This window comes from Pseudoalteromonas sp. NZS127 (genome assembly GCF_015864805.1).
In the GTDB taxonomy this organism is placed as follows: Bacteria; Pseudomonadota; Gammaproteobacteria; order Enterobacterales; family Alteromonadaceae; genus Pseudoalteromonas; species Pseudoalteromonas nigrifaciens.
In genome coordinates this window covers 76,500-94,958 of sequence record NZ_JADYWN010000007.1, presented here as the reverse complement: position 1 = coordinate 94,958, position 18,459 = coordinate 76,500, and the positions used below count along the sequence as shown (strand labels likewise).

Here is an 18,459-nt window from a genome sequence, read left to right as displayed (position 1 = left end):
TAAATTGGTTATGTTGTGTTAACGCGAGAAAAAACAATAAACGGAGTATTTATGAATTACTTTTATTTATTTTGGGAGGGCGATAATGACTATTTGGCTTAGTGCTGGGATTATTTTCACCTTATTAGCTGTAATCGCTATTTTATTTAAATGGGGCAATGTACGTGTTGTTGGCGTAACGCCTGTTAGAACATTTACCTTTATAGCCATATTATTTACCTCAGGCCTAGATGTTGGCCTTATTATGTTTCCGTTAACCGAATTTGCCGGTTATGCAGACATAAAAGCAAGCCCAGAGTACGCATTTGCCAATCCGCTAGCTATTGAGTTTGGCTATTGGGGGTTTTTAATCTGGGGATTTTACTTTCTTACGTGCTTTTATTTCTGTGTAATAGAACCTAAAGTTAAATTTTTCGACATTCCTTGGGTTAAGTTTATTAATAACGTTGTCATCATTGGCACCTGTGCATTTACTGCTTACCTACTACTGACTAATTTACCTTGGTACTTACCCGATTTAGGCGATGGCTCAAGTGTTATTCCGGTGTTTTATTTAATTGTGTTGGCTGCAATATCGTTTGCTGCCTACTCGAGTACCGACATTAAGTATGTACGTATTTTAAGTATTTCTACTACTTGGATGTTTTTAGCGCTCATTGCCTTTATGTGGGCGGGTGCATTTGTATTTGGTGACAGTGAATTGTCTGCCTTTTCGAATAACTTAGGCGCTATTGGTACTTATTTTGCCAATATTAATGAGTTTGTTTTACCGCTGAATGACTATCATGAGTTTTATTTATTTTGATGGTTTGCATGGAGCATTATGATAGGTCAATTTACTGCACGCTTTGTGGGTGGATTAAGAACGTATCAAGTATTAGCTGCGATGTTGATTTTCCCATCAATTCCAATTGCTATCTGGTTTAGTGTGCTTTATCACTACCACGAAGCTGGTATTCCTACCGAAGGTATTAAAAACTTTGCCATGGTATTTGTTGGTATTATTTTTGTAATTAACTCTCTTGATTCGCTTATCCGGTTATACACAGATAACTTAAACTTGACGGTTAAACGCTTAGGTAAATTTAAATACTTAACCATGAATATTGTTGCTTTGTCGTTGTTAACATTACTATTTAAGTTAGAGTTTTTGCAAATTCAATGGGTTGGCGCATTAGTTATTGCCTTGTTCTTTATTTGTATTGCTTATATTGGCTACAACAAATTAAAAACGGTGAACGACATTATAGGCTCACCAAAAGCAAACAAAATTGATTACACCAAAATTGAAAATATGAGCTAGAAAAAACATTATGAATAATAAACTAAAACAACTTTTTATCGCTTTACCTTTTACACTTTTATCTACAACTGCAGCGGCTAATTGGTCAACAACCATTACTGCCGCTTCTGACTATACTTTCAATGGTGTAACGCAAACAGATAACGACCCTGCAATTCAAGCAAGCCTTGATTACGCTTTTGATAACGGTGTATATGCAGGTGTTTGGGCCTCTAATGTAGATTTTGGTGATGACACTGATTTCGAACTTGATGCTTATGTAGGTAGATACATTCAGCTTAATGAACGCTTTAGTGCTGATTACGGTATTGCTTATTACACTTACCAAGGCAATAATAGTGATGGTAATTATGGCGAAGCCTATACTAAATTTGGCTATGCGAGTGATTATGGCCAAACAGAGCTTAACTTTTGGTACAGCTGGGATTACTTTGGCAGTGGTGCAAGTCATGTTATATCGCAAATAGCACATACATATGAGTTAGCACCTAACCATGCGCTACGTGCAAGTTTTGATATTTCGAACTCATTAGACGGTAAAAAATACGCGTGGGATAGCAATGAAAAAAAATCTTACAACCATTACCGCTTAGCATACCAAACTAGCTATGAAGGTTTTAATATTGAAGTTGCCGCTGAAAACACCAGCTTAGATTACGACTACGCAGATGAGCGCCTAGTACTGGCCGTTTCACGTACGTTTAATTTATAAACTTAATTAAATGAATGCTATTACTTAGCAAAAAATGCCACTTAAGTTAAGTGGCATTTTTATGTGCGGCTGTAAAATATGCAATTTACTAATTACTTATTTCCCAGGCACTGGTTCCTGAGCCTGACATATTGCTCACATTTTTGTTGAGTAGTTTATTACCTACATTAACAGATGACTCTGGCCTACTTACTAAATAGCCTTGTACAGAGCTCACACCTATACGCTTTACTAATTCAAACTGTGCTGGCTCTTCTACACCTTCGGCCACTATTTTAAGCCCCAGCTTTTGTCCGAGTTCGCAAATAGTTTTTAATATATCAAGGTACTTTTTACTTTTATTTGCTTGAGTAATAAAAGAGCGATCAATTTTAATCACATCTATAGGTAAATCAGCCAAGGTACTTAAAGAGCTAAAACCAGTACCAAAATCATCAATGGCAATCGTAATGCCCTCTTTACGTAATTTTTCAAGCTCTTTAATTATTAAAGAATCTGCTTTTATAAGCGTTGATTCTGTAATTTCTAGCATCAGTGAGTTAGGTGACAGCCCGGTTTTGGTAAGGGTTGCCATAACCCAGTCATATATAGATCTATGTTTTAGCTGCACTCCCGACACGTTTACCGATATTCTTACTTTGCGCAAACCGGCATTATGCCATGCAGCCATTTGTCTACATGCCTCTAACATAATCCAATCGCCTAATTCTAAAATCAAATTAGACTCCTCAGCTATAGGAATAAATTCAACAGGCGAAATCATTCCCTCAATTGAATGGTTCCAACGTGTTAGTGCTTCAAAATAATCTATCATGCAATCTTCAACATGTACGATAGGTTGAAAGTTTAAATAAAAGTCTTTGCGGGCGACCGCTAAACGCAGCTCTTCTAGCAAATAATGATAGCGACGCATTTTATTACCCATTTCGGGAGAGTAGACTTTAAAAATACCTTTACCATCGTGCTTTGCTCTATACATAGCTACATCTGCAAGTTGCAGTAAGGCTTGCGGCGTTGAGGCACTCTCTGGGTATTTTGCAATACCTATGCTGGCACTTATTTTTATAATTTTATTACCTAACACAAAGTCTTTTTCTAACTCGTTTAATACATTCCTTGCAATATCTAAAACTTGCGCTTCTGACTCAACTGACTCTATAAAAATAGAGAACTCATCGCCCCCTAGTCGAGATAAATTTTGCTCTAACTGGTTAGCTAGATTTATGTTATTTAACTTATTATGGCGTAATACATTGGCTAAACGGGTTGCCACTTGAACTAATATTTCGTCACCAAAACTATGCCCAAAAGAGTCATTTACTTTTTTAAAACCATCCAAATCAATAAACAATAAAGCACATTTTAAATTTTCAATATTTACTTGGCTAATTTGTCTATCTATATGTTTAATATAGGCATGGCGGTCTATTAGTAGGGTGAGTTTATCTTGGTAAATACTGGTTTGAGTTTGCTTTACATAGTGCTCAACATGGCTATTAAGGGTGCTTATAGACTCACTCAGCGTTGTAATACTATTAGCGTTAGCTGCTGACTTTGTTTGTAAGTTAAATGCTTTGAGTAAGGTATCTGTTTGTTTATTAAGTTGGATAATTTTTTTTGTGTAGTAATGTTTTTTAAGCTCTTTTTTTAAATACACAAAGCCAATGAGAAAAATCACAAAAAATATAAATAGGTTTCGTGGCGATGTAAGCGTAATTAAAATTAAATCGTTAGCTTTAACCGCTATAAATTCTGTTTTGCTGGTTTTCAATACTATAAAGTTTATATTGTTTTGCTTAACAATATAATAGCCATTTAATATTGGGTTATACCAAGGGGCCAATGTCAATGTGGTGGTATCTATTTCAAAATTACGAACATCGATATTAGAGTGAAATAAATTAATTTTATCTATCTGATTACTTATACCTACATTAATACTAAAACATAAAGAAATAGCCATTATTATAATTACATTTATAGATTTTAATTTATTCACTTAAAGGTCCATCTAACGTTGTTAACATATTAAAGCATAAGAAAATAAAACATCATATAGGCTGTTTTTACTACTAATTAAGTTATTATACAATCCTTAATGATTGCAAGGCATTCATTATTATCTAATTAAGTGCATTTTAAAGCTGCCATGCGTAACTGACTTTAGTAAAAAAGGTGCGCTGGTCGCGCTCTAAGCTTTTAAGTGAATCATCTTGATAACCTTTATCTGAATACCCTAAGTAAAATAATGTTTGCGCATTAATTTTGTACGAATAAACGAGTTGGCTGCCGTAATCTTTATTAGTTTGGTTCACTTGATAAAAATAAGCATTTTCGTTGCGATCAATATCTTCAAATTGCCAAATAAGCTTTAGCATTGAGCGCATATTAAATTTATAGTAAAGCCTAAAATCAATTAGGTTAGCTGTAAAAACACGCTCCCCTTGTGGGTTGTCTAATTGGCTGTAGCTATGCTTTATATCAACTTGCCAATGATTGTTTATATCCCACACCGCTTGAGTTTGGGTATCAAAGGCGTCACCTAGTTGCTCATTACTGTAGTCAATGCGACTCCCGTATTCAACATACAAAGACAGCCTAAGATCTTTTGTTGGTTTAAATCCGCTGTAAATATAACCAATGTTTTGATTATAAAAATTAGTGTTATAATTTTCATACCTATGTATCAGCCCTATTTCGAAAATAGACTGTTTTTGGCCTTTAAAGCTTAAATAACCTTCGTACTCTTGCTCAAGTAAATCGCCATTTTTCGCCCAGGTTTTATCCCAATCAGCTACATATGACCAAGAGGTAACTAAATCATTTTCATCTCGATACCAGGTTTGCCCGCCTCCTAAAATAACTTTTTCGTAATCGACCTTAGCTTGATAGCCTAAATCGGCGCGATAATCTGCGCCAATATTTTCGTACTCTGCGAATAATTTATAATCGCGTTTATCGCGGGTGAGCTTAATTGCATACGCTTGATCGGATTGTGTTTGTGACAGGTTATAATTTTCAACTAAAAATGCTGAGTTGCGGGTATCACTGCTCGCAACTTGATAACTTAAGGTGTCTGATTGATTAAACCAGTAACTCCCGTCAACTGATAAAACCGTATTGCGATAGTCATCACCTTCACGATGCGTACTTGAAACCCCTATAGTGCCTTGCTGGCCAATATCGTACTGGTAACGCGCCACTGCCACTTTGGTATTTTCGTTTAAGCTTGCAAATCCTGAGCCCTGATTAGTTGGCAGTAAAATATTGCTATTGTCGTCATCGGCAAACATCACCGCATAACTGTGATTAGCTGTTTTGCCGGTTAATTTAGCGCCTAGATTAGGCTCTGCAATGGTGCGAGTATATAAAAGCTCAAATAAACTACTTTTAAAATATGACGCACCGTCTAAAAAAAACGGTCGTTTTTCTTCATAGTATATAGAGTAAGTGGTATTAATATCCAGCGCCAGAGAGTCGGTTTCCACTTGCGAGAAGTCTGGATTTATAGTGGCGTTTATAACGGCGTCTTGGCTTAAGCCCCAGCGTAAATCTATACCTACTTCGGCGTTTACATCGCCATTTTCCCAATCACCCGGTAACTGTGATTTGGTATCGTTACGCAGCGCAGTTAAAGTAGGCGTTAATTGCAGGTTTTTGCTGGCCGTTATTTTTTCAAAGCCGGTAAGTTTATCAAACTGACAAAGGCTGCACTTAATATCGCGATCAAACCCAATGTTTGATAACTGATAAAGCACATCTCGTTGATAATTGCGCATTAGGGCAAAACCCCAGGTTAATTGCTCTTTATTTTGTGCAAAACGCAGCGCTTTAAAAGGAATACGCATTTCTACCACATAACCTTGCTCAGTAATCTTGCCTGCGCTATCCCAAATGGCATTCCAAGAAAGGTCTTGTTGCCAGCCATCGGTGTCGGTCATGCGAATATCGCCCTGAGCCCCTAGCGGGTTCACATAAAATTCATAACCAGAGCGCTCATCATTAAAGGTATCAATTACTAGTGCCACGGTGTCATCTTGCCACAGAGTATCGCGATCTCGCAGTGCAGCGCGAATGTGCGTTGGGTCAGGATCGTGTGCAACAAACGCTACATATAAGTTACTGCCGTCTTCGTATATATAAGCATCGGTTTTTACCGGTGGCGTACCTTTTTCATTTGGTTCATCTTGAAACTGCAATGCAATGCGCGTGGCATCTTGCCAATGCGCCTCATTCATTACCCCATCTACTGTTATATTTTTATTAATACGCGTGAGTGAATAGTGTTGTTTATTGGCAAGCGCGCTTGGAGTGGTGAGTAAAAGAAAGAAAAAGCTTAAAATAAAGAACACTGATTGTTTTTTTATTATTATTAAGTACTGCATAAACATCCATTTAGACTTAAATTACTCAATAAGAGTAATTTCTGGCGTGGATTGTAGTTTATACCAATGGATTTGTTAATACCTTGCAAAGAGTTTTTTGCATAACATTAACTAATTAATAATAAAGAAGTATTTAAGCGCAGCGATTAGGTTTCAATAAGCTTGAGTTTATCAGCAATACCATTCCACTCATCAGCATCGGCTGGGGCTGGTTTTGCCTGCGTAATGCGTGGCCATATAAGTGCAAGCTCGGCATTTAGTTCGGTAAACTCTTGTTGTGACTCTGGTAATTCATCTTCTTGATAAATAGCATCAGCTGAACATTCAGGTACGCATAAACCACAGTCAATGCAATCAATTGGGCTTATAGCTAAAAAGTTAGGGCCTTCAAAAAATGCATCTGCTGGGCACACTGATACGCAATCTGTGTACTTACATTTAATACAGTTTTCGGTGACTACAAATGCCATAATGGTTCAATGCCTAAGGTTTTATAACGACAACGGCGGATCATACCCAACCAAGGCTAAAATACAATATATAAGTGCCATAATAGCGTAATTTAACGTAAAATAAGCGCCTTATGTTTTGTGGTGCTATTTGCGCTACTCCCCTTATTGTGAGCGGTAATTAAAAGCCCGCTAAGACACCTAAAAGAGACAAAATGATACGTTTAACCGAAATAAAACTACCGCTAGATCATGACGAAAATGCAATTAAAGATGCCATTGTCAGTAAGCTAAAAATAACGCCAGAACAGTTACATAGTTTTAATGTGTTTAAACGTGGTTACGATGCCCGTAAAAAAACAGCTATTTTACTTATTTATACCTTAGATATAAGCGTTGATAACGAAGAGCAGTTACTCACAACTTTTGCCAAAGATCAGCATGTAAAAGTAGCACCCGACACCGCTTATAAGTTTGTTGCCCAGGCAAATAACGATTTAAAAGAGCGCCCTGTCGTAATAGGCTTTGGCCCTTGTGGTTTATTTGCAGGTTTAGTGTTGGCACAAATGGGCTTTAAGCCAATTATATTAGAGCGTGGTAAAGAAGTACGCGAGCGCACTAAAGATACCTTTGGTTTTTGGCGTAAGCGCGCACTAAATACCGAGTCAAATGTACAATTTGGTGAAGGCGGCGCAGGTACATTCTCCGACGGTAAATTATACAGCCAAGTAAAAGATCCAAAACATTATGGCCGTAAAGTTATTACCGAGTTTGTTGCCGCTGGCGCGCCAGAAGAAATTTTATACGTAAGTAAGCCACACATAGGAACCTTTAAACTGGTAACTATGATTGAAAAAATGCGCGCGCATATTGTAGAACTTGGCGGCGAAATTCGCTTTAGCACTCGCGTAGACGACATTCATTTAGAAGACGGCCAAGTAACGGGCTTAACCTTGTCAAATGGCGAGCAGCTAAATACCCGCCATGTAGTGCTTGCTGTGGGTCACAGTGCCCGTGATACCTTTGATATGCTATATAAAAAAGGTATTTACATGGAAGCTAAACCATTTTCGGTGGGCTTTAGGATCGAGCATAAGCAATCTATGATCGATGAGTGCCGTTTTGGCGACAATGCAGGTAACCCCATTTTAGGCTCTGCTGATTACAAACTAGTTCACCACTGTGATAATGGCCGTACCGTATATAGTTTTTGTATGTGCCCAGGGGGGACTGTGGTTGCAGCCACCTCTGAAGAAGGCCTAGTTGTTACCAATGGTATGAGCCAATATTCTCGTAGTGAGCGCAATGCAAACAGCGCTATTGTTGTAGGTATTTCGCCAGAGCAAGACTTTCCGGGTCACCCATTAGCGGGTATTGAGTTACAACGTAAACTTGAAAAACAAGCATACGAACTTGGCGGCAGTAATTACGATGCGCCAGCACAACTTATTGGCGACTTTTTAAAGGGTAAATCGTCATCAGCTTTAGGCGATGTGCAATCATCTTATACGCCGGGTATTAAATTAACCGATTTAGCCGATGTATTACCTAAATATGCAATTGATGCTCTGCGTGAAGCAATTCCGGCATTTAATAAGCAAATTCGTGGTTTTTCAACTAATGATGGCTTACTAACAGGGGTAGAAACACGTACCTCTTCGCCGGTAAGTATTAAGCGCGATAAAACACTTCAAAGTATTAATACTAAAGGGCTTTACCCTTCTGGAGAAGGCGCAGGCTATGCCGGTGGTATTTTATCGGCAGGTATTGATGGTATTAAAGCAGCTGAAGCGGTGGCGCTTTCAATGCTAGAAAACGCAAAATAAGCGTTTTATTAATTTAAGCCATAAAAAAACCTGAGCAAGCTCAGGTTTTTTTGTAACTGCAAATAACCATATTAGGTTAGCGCATTATTAATTACTTTTTAAGCGACAGTTTTTCGCCTTTTAAGCTTTTACGTATTTTAGATATACGTGAGCGATTTACTGCTCTTGCTTCGCCAGTTGCTTGACCAGATGGCTTATTAGCACGAGTACGACGTAAGTGTGCAGGCTTTTTGCCAATTTTATCAATTAATACTTCACGGTTACTTACTGCATAGCCTTCTAAGTAAACACGTTTAATTTTTTGACCAATTAAGGTTTCAATTTCAAACAACATGTTTTCTTCTTCACGGCTTACAAATGAAATTGCTTGGCCTTCTTTACCTGCGCGGCCAGTACGACCAATACGATGTACGTAGTCCTCTGCAAGCCAAGGTAAGTCAATATTAATTACACGCGGTAAACCGTCTATATCAATACCACGCGCCGCAACTTCTGTTGCCACTAATACACGTACTTTACCTTCTTTAAATTCACGCAGCGCACGACGACGATTACCTTGTGACTTATCGCCATGACAAACCGCAGCCGGAATACCATCAAGGTTAAGCTCTGTTACTAGCTCATCGGCTGTTTCTTTCATGTTTACAAATACTAACACTTGCTGCCAGTTTTTCTTACCAATTAGCTCAGAAAGCAGCTCTTGCTTACGGCGCTCTTCAACTGGGTAAACCACATGCGCTACAGTGCTAGCAGTACTGTTTGTTTGATCAACACGTACTATTTCTGGCTGTTTTAATACTTTAGATGCAAACTGTTTAATTGCTGCTGGGAAAGTAGCTGAAAACAACAAGATTTGACGATCGTCAGCGCAGCTTTTTATAACGCCTTGCATCTCTTCAATAAAGCCCATATCGAGCATACGGTCTGCTTCATCAAGTACCAAATGCTTTACGCTGGCAAGGCTTAAGTTACCTAAGCGAATATGATCAAGTAAACGCCCTGGCGTTGCTACTACAATATCAACACCTTCTTTAAGTGCATTAGCTTGGCCTGCGGTGTTAACACCGCCAAATAAGCTGACTACTTTTAACGAAGTGTGTTTTGCGAAGTCTTTAAAGTTATTTGCTATTTGCTCTGCAAGTTCGCGCGTAGGCGCTAAAACTAAAGCATGCGGAGCATTAGTAGTGCTTACTTCAGACTCAAATAATTTTTGAATAATTGGTAGCGCAAACGCGGCGGTTTTACCCGTCCCCGTTTGTGCACTTGCTAAAACGTCTTTACCTTTACGAACAGCAGGAATTGCTGCGCGCTGAATGGGCGTAAGGGTGTGATAGTTAAGTTCGTCTAACGCCTGAACAAGTTCAGGAGCAAAACTAAAAGATTTAAAATTCATGGTATATAACCTGCGGCCACATTATCAAGGGTCGCAAATTATACAGTAAAAAAGTGCTAACAGTTAGTCATTACTTTACTTTTGCATGGTTTAATCTGTTTTATAGCGTTTAAATATTAAAGAGGTATTAATACCGCCAAAAGCAAAGTTATTACTCATTACATAATCGGTGTTAATTTCTCGCCCTTGCTCTGTTATGTAGTCAAGTTGAGCGCACTCGTTATCCACCTCGGTGAGGTTTATTGTGGGGGCAAACCAGTTATCATTCATCATACTAATCGTCGCCCACGCTTCAATAGCACCGCATGCGCCCAAAGTGTGGCCTAAATAACTTTTTAAAGAGCTAATGGGTTTTGCCCCTAATGCGTTAAAAGTGGCATGCGACTCTGCTATATCGCCTCGATCGGTTGAGGTGCCATGCGCACTTACATAACCAATTTGCTGGGCGGTTAAATTTGCATCGTGTAGGGCTTGTTCAATCGCTATTTGCATTGTTTTAGAGGTAGGTTGAGTAACATGCTCACCATCACTATTACAACCAAAACCAACCACCTCTGCCAGTATAGTGGCACCGCGCGCTTTTGCGTGTTCATACTCTTCTAAAATCAGTGTGCCAGCACCTTCGCCAATCACTAATCCATCACGGTCTTTATCAAATGGCCTGGGGGTTAACTTGGGTGTGTCGTTTTTTGTGCTGGTAGCATATAAGGTATCAAATACTGCGGCTTCGGTAATACATAACTCCTCTGCACCACCAGCAACCATCACCTTTTGACGACCAAATTTTATTGCTTCATAGGCATAACCAATACCTTGTGAGCCTGAGGTACAAGCTGAGCTTGTGGTGATCACTCGCCCTTTTAAGCCAAAAAACACTCCAACATTAACCGGAGCAGTATGCGCCATCATTTGAATATAACTAGTGGCTGTTACCCCAGACATAGAGCCCGACTCCATCATATTAGCAAACGCGAGTAACGGCGGGGTTGACCCTATAGATGAACCATAAGAAACCCCCGTAGAGCCATCGGTTAAGCTACTATGATTGAGTAACTGGGCTTGCTCTAACGCGCACTCTGTAGCGCGTGTTGACATAAGCGCCACTCGCCCCATTGAGCGTATTTGTTTACGTTTATAATGACTCGGTCGCTCAAAATGAGTAACCGGCGCCGCTAAACGCGTATTAAGCTCTGGTGCTTTGTCCCACTGTGGCATAGTGGTCACTGCATTTTCGCCTCTGATCAGTGCTTGTTTAAATACCGACCATTCATCGCCAAGTGCGGTGATCACCGACATACCTGTCACTACAACGCGTTTCATTACACCATACCACCGTTAACTGAAATGACTTGGCGGGTAATGTAGGCCGCATCATCTGAGATTAAAAATGCCACAGTACCCGCAACTTCCTCTACTGTGCCCATACGCTTAAGCGGGATCATTTTTAGCATTTCGTCTACCGGTAACTCGTCAGTCATTGCGGTTTCTATTAACCCAGGTGCAACGCAGTTTACGGTTATTTTTCGCTTAGCCAACTCTAACGACAACGCTTTTGTAGCGCCAATAATACCGGCTTTTGCTGCACTGTAATTTACTTGCCCACGGTTACCGGCAATGCCCGATACAGAAGCCATGGTTACAATACGCCCACCTTTACGGTTTTGCACCATAGGCATTACCGTGGGGTGCACCACATTATAAAAGCCATCAAGCCCGGTACGAATAACACAATCCCAGTCCTCGCCTTGCATAGCCGGAAACGCCATATCATTGGTAATACCTGCGTTACATACCACGCCATAATAAGCACCATGCTGGGCTATGTCTTGCTCTATTTGTGCTTTGGCGGCGGCTCTGTCGCATACATCAAATTGTAATAAGCTAGTAGCTTGGCCTAATGCCTGTATTGCTGCGCAAGTTGCTTGTGCATCTGCCACACCACTTTTACAATGCACTGTAATGTCATACCCTTGGGATGCTAATTTAAGCGCAATAGCCCTGCCTATGCCACGGCTTGAACCTGTGACTAAAATTCGTTTTGTCATTGATTATCTCTTATAAATTCCAGCGGATTTTCGGGCTGAAAAACATTAATTTTTGCTTCACATGCTAATGTATCGCCGTGGATTATTTGGCATTCAAACACACTCAATCCCGACTCTTCTTGATATAGCTTATGCACTTTAATAGTTAAACTACTATTAACTTTAAAACACGCTTGATGGGTTTGATATTTACGCGTACCAATTAAAAAGCCTATTTTAGGAGGCTCATTTGCATCGTTTGCTAATGCGCCTGCGTAAGCGGCTATTGACTGCGCCATATACTCAACCCCAATATAACTGGGTACACCGGCAATATCGGCATTATAAAACGCACTTTGCGGTGTAATCGTTACCTGGCAACGCGCACTCTCGGCGCTATAATGCGTTAAAGTGTCAATTAAAATCATTGGTGCGTCGTGGGCAAGCAACTGCTCAATTGCGTAATGATTACTGCTCAGCTCATTCATTGGCAATACCTAAAATTAAACTGGCGTTATTGCCACCAAAGGCAAATGAGTTTGACAAGCAGTAACGCAATTTGGGCTTAAATGCTTGTTTTATTATTTTTACATCGGCCAAGTTACCGCCTGTTGATAATACGTTATACGGCAATGCATACTGGCCTTGCTCTTTAAGAAGTAGCCAGCATAGCGCGGCTTCAATTGCGCCTGCAGCTCCTAAGGTATGCCCAGTTAAGTGCTTGCTTGAGCTAAGTGGCGTATTGTTGCCAAACACACGATTAATTGCAAGTGCCTCCATTTCATCATTTTTTAGCGTTGCGGTACCGTGTGCATTTATGTAGTCAATTTCATGGGCAGCTAATTGCGCTTGTTTTAGTGCTTTTTGCATTGCAGATTGCGCGCCCATACCATTGGGATCGGGCGCTGAAATATGATGTGCATCAGAGCTTTCGCCGCCACCGTACAGTGCAATTGCTTTATCTGTAATTGCGCTTACGCCTTTACTCATTACAAATAATGCTGCGCCTTCACCAATATTAATGCCGTCTCGGTTACTTGAAAACGGCTGGCAAACTCCGCTACTTAACGACGCTAACGAATCAAAACCATTGAGAGTAAGTTGGCATAGGGTGTCAACGCCACCGCATATAACAACATCGGCCATATCAGCTTTTAGCAGTGCGCGGGCACTTAGTAATGCTTTTGCGCTTGATGTACAGGCTGTAGAAATACTATAACAGGGTCCCTTTGCATCAAGCTTTTGCGCAATATAGTGTGCTGGGGTGGCAAGTTCTTGGTCATAATAATGAAAGTCATTTGGCCATTGCGCTGTGTGTTCAAAATGAGCACGAGCCCGTTCACCATCTGCAATACCCGAAGTACTCGTGCCTAACACCACCGCAATACGGGATTTATCGATATGCGAAAATTGCTCAATAGTTGTTTGTAGTTGCGCTAAACACATATCAATAAAGGTATTTATACGTTTTTTTTGCGCCAACGCAACCGAGGTTACTTGGCCAACATATAACGGCTGTTGTTGCGCGCTAAGTGTAGAATTTAGAGTTAATATAGGCGTTGCAGAGTTATAACTGTTTAAGCTATCGAGAGTTGCCTGCGGGCCTACTCCCATCGCACTAACAATACCTAAGTTATTTAGCCAATATGTCACTGAGTTACCTTTTTAAATATTATTTTATAATCACGTACAATATTATGCAGCGTAATTGCATCATCGTTATAGTCAATGGTGATCAGGGTTTTATGATTTTGTAGTACTTGTCTGTGTGTGCCTACTTGCTCCACCAGTGCGCCGCTCAGCTGCTCATTTATAAACGCAACAGGCCAATGTACTAAGGCAATGTCGGCCAATACATAAGCAGGATTTATATCGACGCCTACAAGCATTTTTTTAGCTTTAATTGGCTCTTTGGGTGATTTTTCAAGCTCTACAATTGGAAAGCCCTGGCTGGTCATCATCAGCAACTTGACCCCTCCCGCCTCATTAACCGCCAATTGCGATAACAAGGTATGCTGCTCTTGCCCAGTGGTAATAAATAACACTTGTTGCCAAGAGCGGCCATACATTGATGGCGCCATGCTATTTAAATTTAGGCTAGCCGCAGGTGCTATGCTTATAGCTGCACTGGAACTAAACTGACTCGCACAGGCTGACAGCACTATGCAGGTTAGCAATATCAAAGCACGCTGGAGTATTAGTTTAAGCATATTAATTTCAACATATTAGGTTCGGCACAGCTGAGCTAGCACATTTAAGCGGCGCTCACTTTGTGCAACAAATGGGTTACTCGTGTCCCATGCGTATCCGGCTAAAATTGCACTGATCATTTCTCGCACTTGTTTGTTTTGCTCTGTATGAAATATTACGTCTTGAAAGCGCGTATCGTACCAGCCTGTAACAAAAGTTCTAAAACAGTTAACTCCCGCTTGTAGCGGTTTTGCATAATGCTGCTCAAAGTCAATCGTCTCACCTTTTAAATACTGATCGACCAAAGGGGCAATTAAACTTGCTGATTTAAGCGCAATGGTTACTCCTGATGAAAACACCGGATCTAAAAACTCTCCCGCATTGCCTAATAGCGCAAAGTGCTGTCCATACAGCTTACTCACATTAGAGGAGTAGCCTGTTATGCTGCGAGCTGGCCCAATTAATTCGCGTTTAGCTAGCAGTGCTTTTAAATGTGGATCTTGCTCTAAAAAGCGATTTAACATTACCTCTGCTTCGTCGTCATTAAAACGCTCAGACTCTGCTACAACACCAATACTTGCGGTGCCATCACTAAAGGGAATTAGCCAATACCATATATCTCGGTGCTCTGGGTGTACGGTAATGAGGATTTTATTACGATCAAAATTTTCATCGCTAATATTATCTACAAAGTGGCTAAAATAAGCACTGCGTACCGGAAAGTTAGAAGGTAACTCTAAGTTTAGTAGTTTAGGTAATACTCGGCCAAAACCGCTGGCATCTAACACAAAGCGTGCTTGAACTTGGTAAGGCTGCTGCTGCGCGTCGTGTACTAATAAGGTTGCACCACCATTTTTATCGGTACTATCTTTATTGGTATTACCTTTATCGGAACTGTTTTCAAAAACATCAGTAACCTTGTAGTCTTTAACACTGTGCTGATAACGAATAACAGCCCCTTGCAGCTGTGCATTATCGGCTAGTAATTTATCAAACAGCCCTCTTTTCACTTGATAAGTAGTACCTGGCCCTGGTGATGATTTTTCGGTAAAATTAATAGCGGTATTTTCACCCGCTCGATGAAACGCAGCGCCGTTTTTAAACTGAAACCCCAAACTAGCAGCGTGTTCATGCAATGGAGCGACTAAATTAGCGTCGGCCAAATACTCCATACATTGCGGTAACAAGCTCTCACCTATAGTAAAGCGCGGAAAAATCTGTTGCTCAAGTACTAATACTCGCCAGCCTTTTTGCACTAAAAGGCTACTTGCAAGTGCGCCAGAGGGGCCCGCACCAATTACAACAACATCAAACTGCTCAGGGTTATTCACTTTATCCTTCCTTTTGCGAGGGTAATACACTCAGCGGCGATAAAATATATACCGCTAAAATCCCTACCATTACGGTAAGTCCAAAACTAAAAATAGCAGGGGTGCTTGAGGCACTTAACATACCAAACACCCACATAGAAGACGCTGCAGATAAACTAATTGCCAATATATTTTTTGGCTGTAACTTATTTATTTGATAAAAAACAAGGTAGTCAATAGCTAAGGCTACCACTAGCAACGCGCCCAACATGTTAAATAACGACAGGCTGCCTTGAATTGCATTACACACCCACAGCATGCTAACAACCACTAATAACAAGCTTAACAGTTGTAAAGTGGCAATTTTTACGCCAAAACGCCAACTAAAAAGTAACCAACTAATGGCCCCTGCAAGCACTAAACTTAACAATAAGTATGCTCGGTAATCGCTTAATAACGCACTAATTTGCTGCGGTTTATTATATAGCAATAAGCCATCATCTTCTAAAAGCGCGGCGCTTAAGCTCTGTGTATTAATATTGGTAATTGTCATCCAGGTTATGGCTTGCTGCGGCTCAACATGCATTTGCGCTAACAATAAGGGTTTAAAATCGCTATTTAATAATGCGTTATAGGTAATAAATTGCGCGGGGCCGCTACTTAATTGCCGCCCAGTTAATTGCTCGCTTAGTGCAAATACACCACTTTTTTTAGCTTGATTAAACACCGCTAAATTATTTTTTTGCTGCTCAATACTAGGCAGCCATCGGTTAATGGCATTGTGTTTAATATGCGGGTTACTCGCGGTTAAATTGCTAACTAACCGCTGTTGTTTTTGTAACACGTGTTGTGCATTGTCGCCAATAATAAATACTATATGGCTGCGCCATTGATCCAGTAAAGTTAAGTGTTTTTTTTCACTTGCCATTAGCTGCTCAGAGCTGGCATTAAGCAATCTAATATCATCATTAAACTCAATCGGTTTTAATATCAATAAGCTTGCAAGCACTATACTTAGCGCAATAAACAGTGGTTTTTTTATTTTATTACAGTACAAAAACACCCGCGTTATTTTTTTACTGAGTAATAAACTCGATGTCGATACACGCAGTGTTTGCTGCCAAAATGGTAAAATTAACACAGTAAACAACCATGCACTAAATAAGCCAGCTATAACAAACACAGCCACTTGCGCTAATAAGGTTAACGGTGCACCTAATAAGCAGCTGTAGCCTAATGCGGTCGTAATAAAAGAGAGTAATAACGCCGATTTCACCCCTTTGCTATAGCCGTTAGAAGAGGCTTGCTGTGCAGTTTCATTTGCTACTTTGGCTAAATCAGTCATGCCATGAAAGGCGTAATCAATTGCAATGCCTATTAGGGTTACGGCAAATACCAAGGTTAATAAGTGAATGCTGTTAAACACCAATAACATAACAATAGCGCCGCCCATTAATGCGCTAAGCACTGTAAAGCTCGCTAATAAAATACTGCTAAGCGCCCTAAATACCCAAAACACCATTACCATTAGTGCCATTAGGCTAATGCCACCAAACAAACTCATTTCGTATTTTGCTTGTTGGGCATTTTCAGCCGTATGAAACAGCACCCCTGAATAAGAAATAGTGGTATTTGGGTACGCTTTACTTAGAGTGTTTATTTGCGTTTTAATTTTAGCAGCTAAGCTAATTGCATTATTAATGCTCAAGTTTGGCTCTGGCAGTGTGGCAAAAAGCATTGCATATTCAACCCCCTCATACTGGCGAGTGAGGCGGTTTTGTTTAATAGTAAAAACTTGGCTTTGGCTTAAGTTTTCGCTAATAAAGCCAGCTAAACTTAAACTAATATCAGTACTTAATGTAGCACTAACAAATGGCGATCCTAACTGATTTAATTGCTGCAGGTAAAACTGCTCAAAGCTGGCTTTGTCTGCTATTTTTTGCTTATAGGGCTTACTTAATAGTGCATATTTATAAGGCGCAAATGTGGTTGTTAAAGCGTTTATAGAGGGAAAATTAAATGTGCTTGTTATACCTTGCTGCTCAAGCCAATTGTTAAATTCATCGTGGGCGTTATTTTTTTGCTCACCAGCAAATGAAAACACCACACGGTGGGCATTTTTTTCAAAAAACAGCTGTTCGCCATAAGCTAATTGAGAATGCGATTTTGGCAGCAAACTAAACATATCAGCACTAAATGTAGGTTTAGTCAGCCAAAATATACTGGTTAAAAGCAAAATTAAACCACTAAACCAAATAAAAACAATGCCAATTCGTTTCTTCAATCCACTATTCCATTAATTAACTATTTAAACGATTGAGCCGTTAAGGCTGCTCAGGGTAACTAAACTCAATAGTTGTTTTACTACCTGAATGCTCATAAAGGATGATGCTGTGTACTGTTTTATCACTTTCACACAAAGTAAAGTGGCTAAATAATTGCTGTAACAACGCTTCTTTTGGGGTTAGTTGCAGGCAATTGTTTTGCGCTTTTATACTAAAGCGTGTTGCAAGGGCGCTCATATCTACACTGAGTAAGTCAGTTAAAAGCCCTACAAACTGCTCACTGCCTGGCTGTGGTACAAACTCCCCTTTAGCATTTTCAACCAATACCTGGCCATTTTCTACAATCAATGCGCTTTTTACCGGTTGTTCTACTTGCCATACTAGCTTTTTGGCATTTAGAGAAAACACTCCAGAGGAGACGAACGGCGATGCAAAACCAGCAAGTTGTTTATATTGTTTAAACTCACCCGTTACTGTATCAGCCTTTAATGTGGTATTTACCTGCGATACAGTGTTTGCTTGCAATGCACTACAAAATAGCAGCAATACGCTGGTTATAAATAATTTAAACATTGTCATTCC

14 protein-coding genes and 1 pseudogene are annotated in these 18,459 nt (G+C 39.9%); 3 read left to right on the top strand and 12 right to left on the bottom strand.

Features of this window, described 5'->3' with window-relative positions; translation table 11 throughout:
• Positions 1 to 85 precede the first annotated feature (85 nt).
• Positions 86 to 1,303: pseudogene (locus I6E78_RS08915) on the top strand (BCCT family transporter).
• 10 nt (positions 1,304 to 1,313) lie between these two features.
• Positions 1,314 to 2,015, top strand: a complete 702-nt coding sequence (locus tag I6E78_RS08910) for a TorF family putative porin (protein WP_058375018.1) — start codon at positions 1,314 to 1,316, stop codon at positions 2,013 to 2,015.
• A gap of 88 nt (positions 2,016 to 2,103) precedes the next feature.
• Here the strand turns inward: I6E78_RS08910 and I6E78_RS08905 are convergent, their stop codons facing one another.
• The 3 genes from I6E78_RS08905 to fdxA form a co-directional block, all read right to left on the bottom strand.
• Positions 2,104 to 4,014 carry a putative bifunctional diguanylate cyclase/phosphodiesterase gene (locus I6E78_RS08905; protein WP_197182313.1) on the bottom strand — a complete coding sequence of 637 codons (1,911 nt, stop codon included), beginning with the start codon at positions 4,012 to 4,014 and terminating at the stop codon, positions 2,104 to 2,106.
• A gap of 139 nt (positions 4,015 to 4,153) precedes the next feature.
• Entirely contained in the window at positions 4,154 to 6,400 is a 2,247-nt protein-coding gene (locus tag I6E78_RS08900; RefSeq protein ID WP_197182312.1) for a carbohydrate binding family 9 domain-containing protein, read from the bottom strand.
• Positions 6,401 to 6,546: 146 nt separating this feature from the next.
• Positions 6,547 to 6,870 (bottom strand): ferredoxin FdxA, encoded by a 324-nt coding sequence (gene fdxA, locus I6E78_RS08895; protein WP_011330038.1) that lies wholly within the window; start codon positions 6,868 to 6,870, stop codon positions 6,547 to 6,549.
• A gap of 194 nt (positions 6,871 to 7,064) precedes the next feature.
• On the opposite strand from fdxA, the gene I6E78_RS08890 reads away from it, so the two are divergent.
• Positions 7,065 to 8,675 carry an NAD(P)/FAD-dependent oxidoreductase gene (locus I6E78_RS08890; protein ID WP_011330037.1) on the top strand — a complete coding sequence of 537 codons (1,611 nt, stop codon included), beginning with the start codon at positions 7,065 to 7,067 and terminating at the stop codon, positions 8,673 to 8,675.
• Positions 8,676 to 8,766: 91 nt separating this feature from the next.
• On the opposite strand, the gene I6E78_RS08885 is transcribed toward I6E78_RS08890, so the two are convergent.
• The 9 genes from I6E78_RS08885 to I6E78_RS08845 all read right to left on the bottom strand — a co-directional run bounded on the left by I6E78_RS08885 (position 8,767) and on the right by I6E78_RS08845 (position 18,456).
• A complete protein-coding gene (locus I6E78_RS08885; RefSeq protein WP_011330036.1) occupies positions 8,767 to 10,068 on the bottom strand; it encodes a DEAD/DEAH box helicase in 1,302 nt (433 codons plus the stop codon).
• A gap of 90 nt (positions 10,069 to 10,158) precedes the next feature.
• Positions 10,159 to 11,388: a beta-ketoacyl-ACP synthase gene (locus I6E78_RS08880; protein WP_197182311.1), complete on the bottom strand. Its 1,230-nt coding sequence runs from the start codon at positions 11,386 to 11,388 to the stop codon at positions 10,159 to 10,161.
• The gene (locus I6E78_RS08875; protein WP_086995832.1) at positions 11,388 to 12,113 is read right to left on the bottom strand and encodes a 3-ketoacyl-ACP reductase FabG2; all 726 of its coding nucleotides are present in this window, start codon (positions 12,111 to 12,113) and stop codon (positions 11,388 to 11,390) included. The genes I6E78_RS08880 and I6E78_RS08875 overlap by 1 nt, the downstream gene beginning before the upstream one ends.
• The gene (locus I6E78_RS08870) at positions 12,110 to 12,580 is read right to left on the bottom strand and encodes an ApeP family dehydratase (protein ID WP_225740935.1); all 471 of its coding nucleotides are present in this window, start codon (positions 12,578 to 12,580) and stop codon (positions 12,110 to 12,112) included. The genes I6E78_RS08875 and I6E78_RS08870 overlap by 4 nt, the downstream gene beginning before the upstream one ends.
• Entirely contained in the window at positions 12,573 to 13,745 is a 1,173-nt protein-coding gene (locus I6E78_RS08865; RefSeq protein WP_197182310.1) for a beta-ketoacyl-ACP synthase, read from the bottom strand. Before I6E78_RS08865 ends, I6E78_RS08870 begins: the two co-directional genes overlap by 8 nt.
• Complete coding sequence (locus I6E78_RS08860) at positions 13,742 to 14,161, bottom strand: DUF3261 domain-containing protein (RefSeq protein ID WP_231613330.1); 420 nt, start codon at positions 14,159 to 14,161, stop codon at positions 13,742 to 13,744. The genes I6E78_RS08865 and I6E78_RS08860 overlap by 4 nt, the downstream gene beginning before the upstream one ends.
• Before the next feature lie 156 nt (positions 14,162 to 14,317).
• On the bottom strand, positions 14,318 to 15,613 hold the full coding sequence (locus I6E78_RS08855; RefSeq protein WP_011330030.1) for an NAD(P)/FAD-dependent oxidoreductase: 1,296 nt from the start codon (positions 15,611 to 15,613) through the stop codon (positions 14,318 to 14,320).
• Between the two features lies 1 nt (position 15,614).
• Positions 15,615 to 17,876 carry an MMPL family transporter gene (locus I6E78_RS08850; RefSeq protein WP_197182309.1) on the bottom strand — a complete coding sequence of 754 codons (2,262 nt, stop codon included), beginning with the start codon at positions 17,874 to 17,876 and terminating at the stop codon, positions 15,615 to 15,617.
• 40 nt (positions 17,877 to 17,916) lie between these two features.
• Positions 17,917 to 18,456 carry an outer membrane lipoprotein carrier protein LolA gene (locus I6E78_RS08845; RefSeq protein WP_011330028.1) on the bottom strand — a complete coding sequence of 180 codons (540 nt, stop codon included), beginning with the start codon at positions 18,454 to 18,456 and terminating at the stop codon, positions 17,917 to 17,919.
• Between the last annotated feature and the right edge of the window lie 3 nt (positions 18,457 to 18,459).

Coding starts and splice junctions, on each gene's coding strand:
- I6E78_RS08845 (WP_011330028.1), bottom strand. CDS start 18,456: ATGACAATGTTTAAATTATTTATAACCAGCGTATTGCTGCTATTTTGT.
- I6E78_RS08875 (WP_086995832.1), bottom strand. CDS start 12,113: ATGACAAAACGAATTTTAGTCACAGGTTCAAGCCGTGGCATAGGCAGG.
- fdxA (WP_011330038.1), bottom strand. CDS start 6,870: ATGGCATTTGTAGTCACCGAAAACTGTATTAAATGTAAGTACACAGAT.
- I6E78_RS08885 (WP_011330036.1), bottom strand. CDS start 10,068: ATGAATTTTAAATCTTTTAGTTTTGCTCCTGAACTTGTTCAGGCGTTA.
- I6E78_RS08870 (WP_225740935.1), bottom strand. CDS start 12,580: ATGAATGAGCTGAGCAGTAATCATTACGCAATTGAGCAGTTGCTTGCC.
- I6E78_RS08890 (WP_011330037.1), top strand. CDS start 7,065: ATGATACGTTTAACCGAAATAAAACTACCGCTAGATCATGACGAAAAT.
- I6E78_RS08900 (WP_197182312.1), bottom strand. CDS start 6,400: ATGCAGTACTTAATAATAATAAAAAAACAATCAGTGTTCTTTATTTTA.
- I6E78_RS08910 (WP_058375018.1), top strand. CDS start 1,314: ATGAATAATAAACTAAAACAACTTTTTATCGCTTTACCTTTTACACTT.
- I6E78_RS08860 (WP_231613330.1), bottom strand. CDS start 14,161: ATGTATGGCCGCTCTTGGCAACAAGTGTTATTTATTACCACTGGGCAA.
- I6E78_RS08880 (WP_197182311.1), bottom strand. CDS start 11,388: ATGAAACGCGTTGTAGTGACAGGTATGTCGGTGATCACCGCACTTGGC.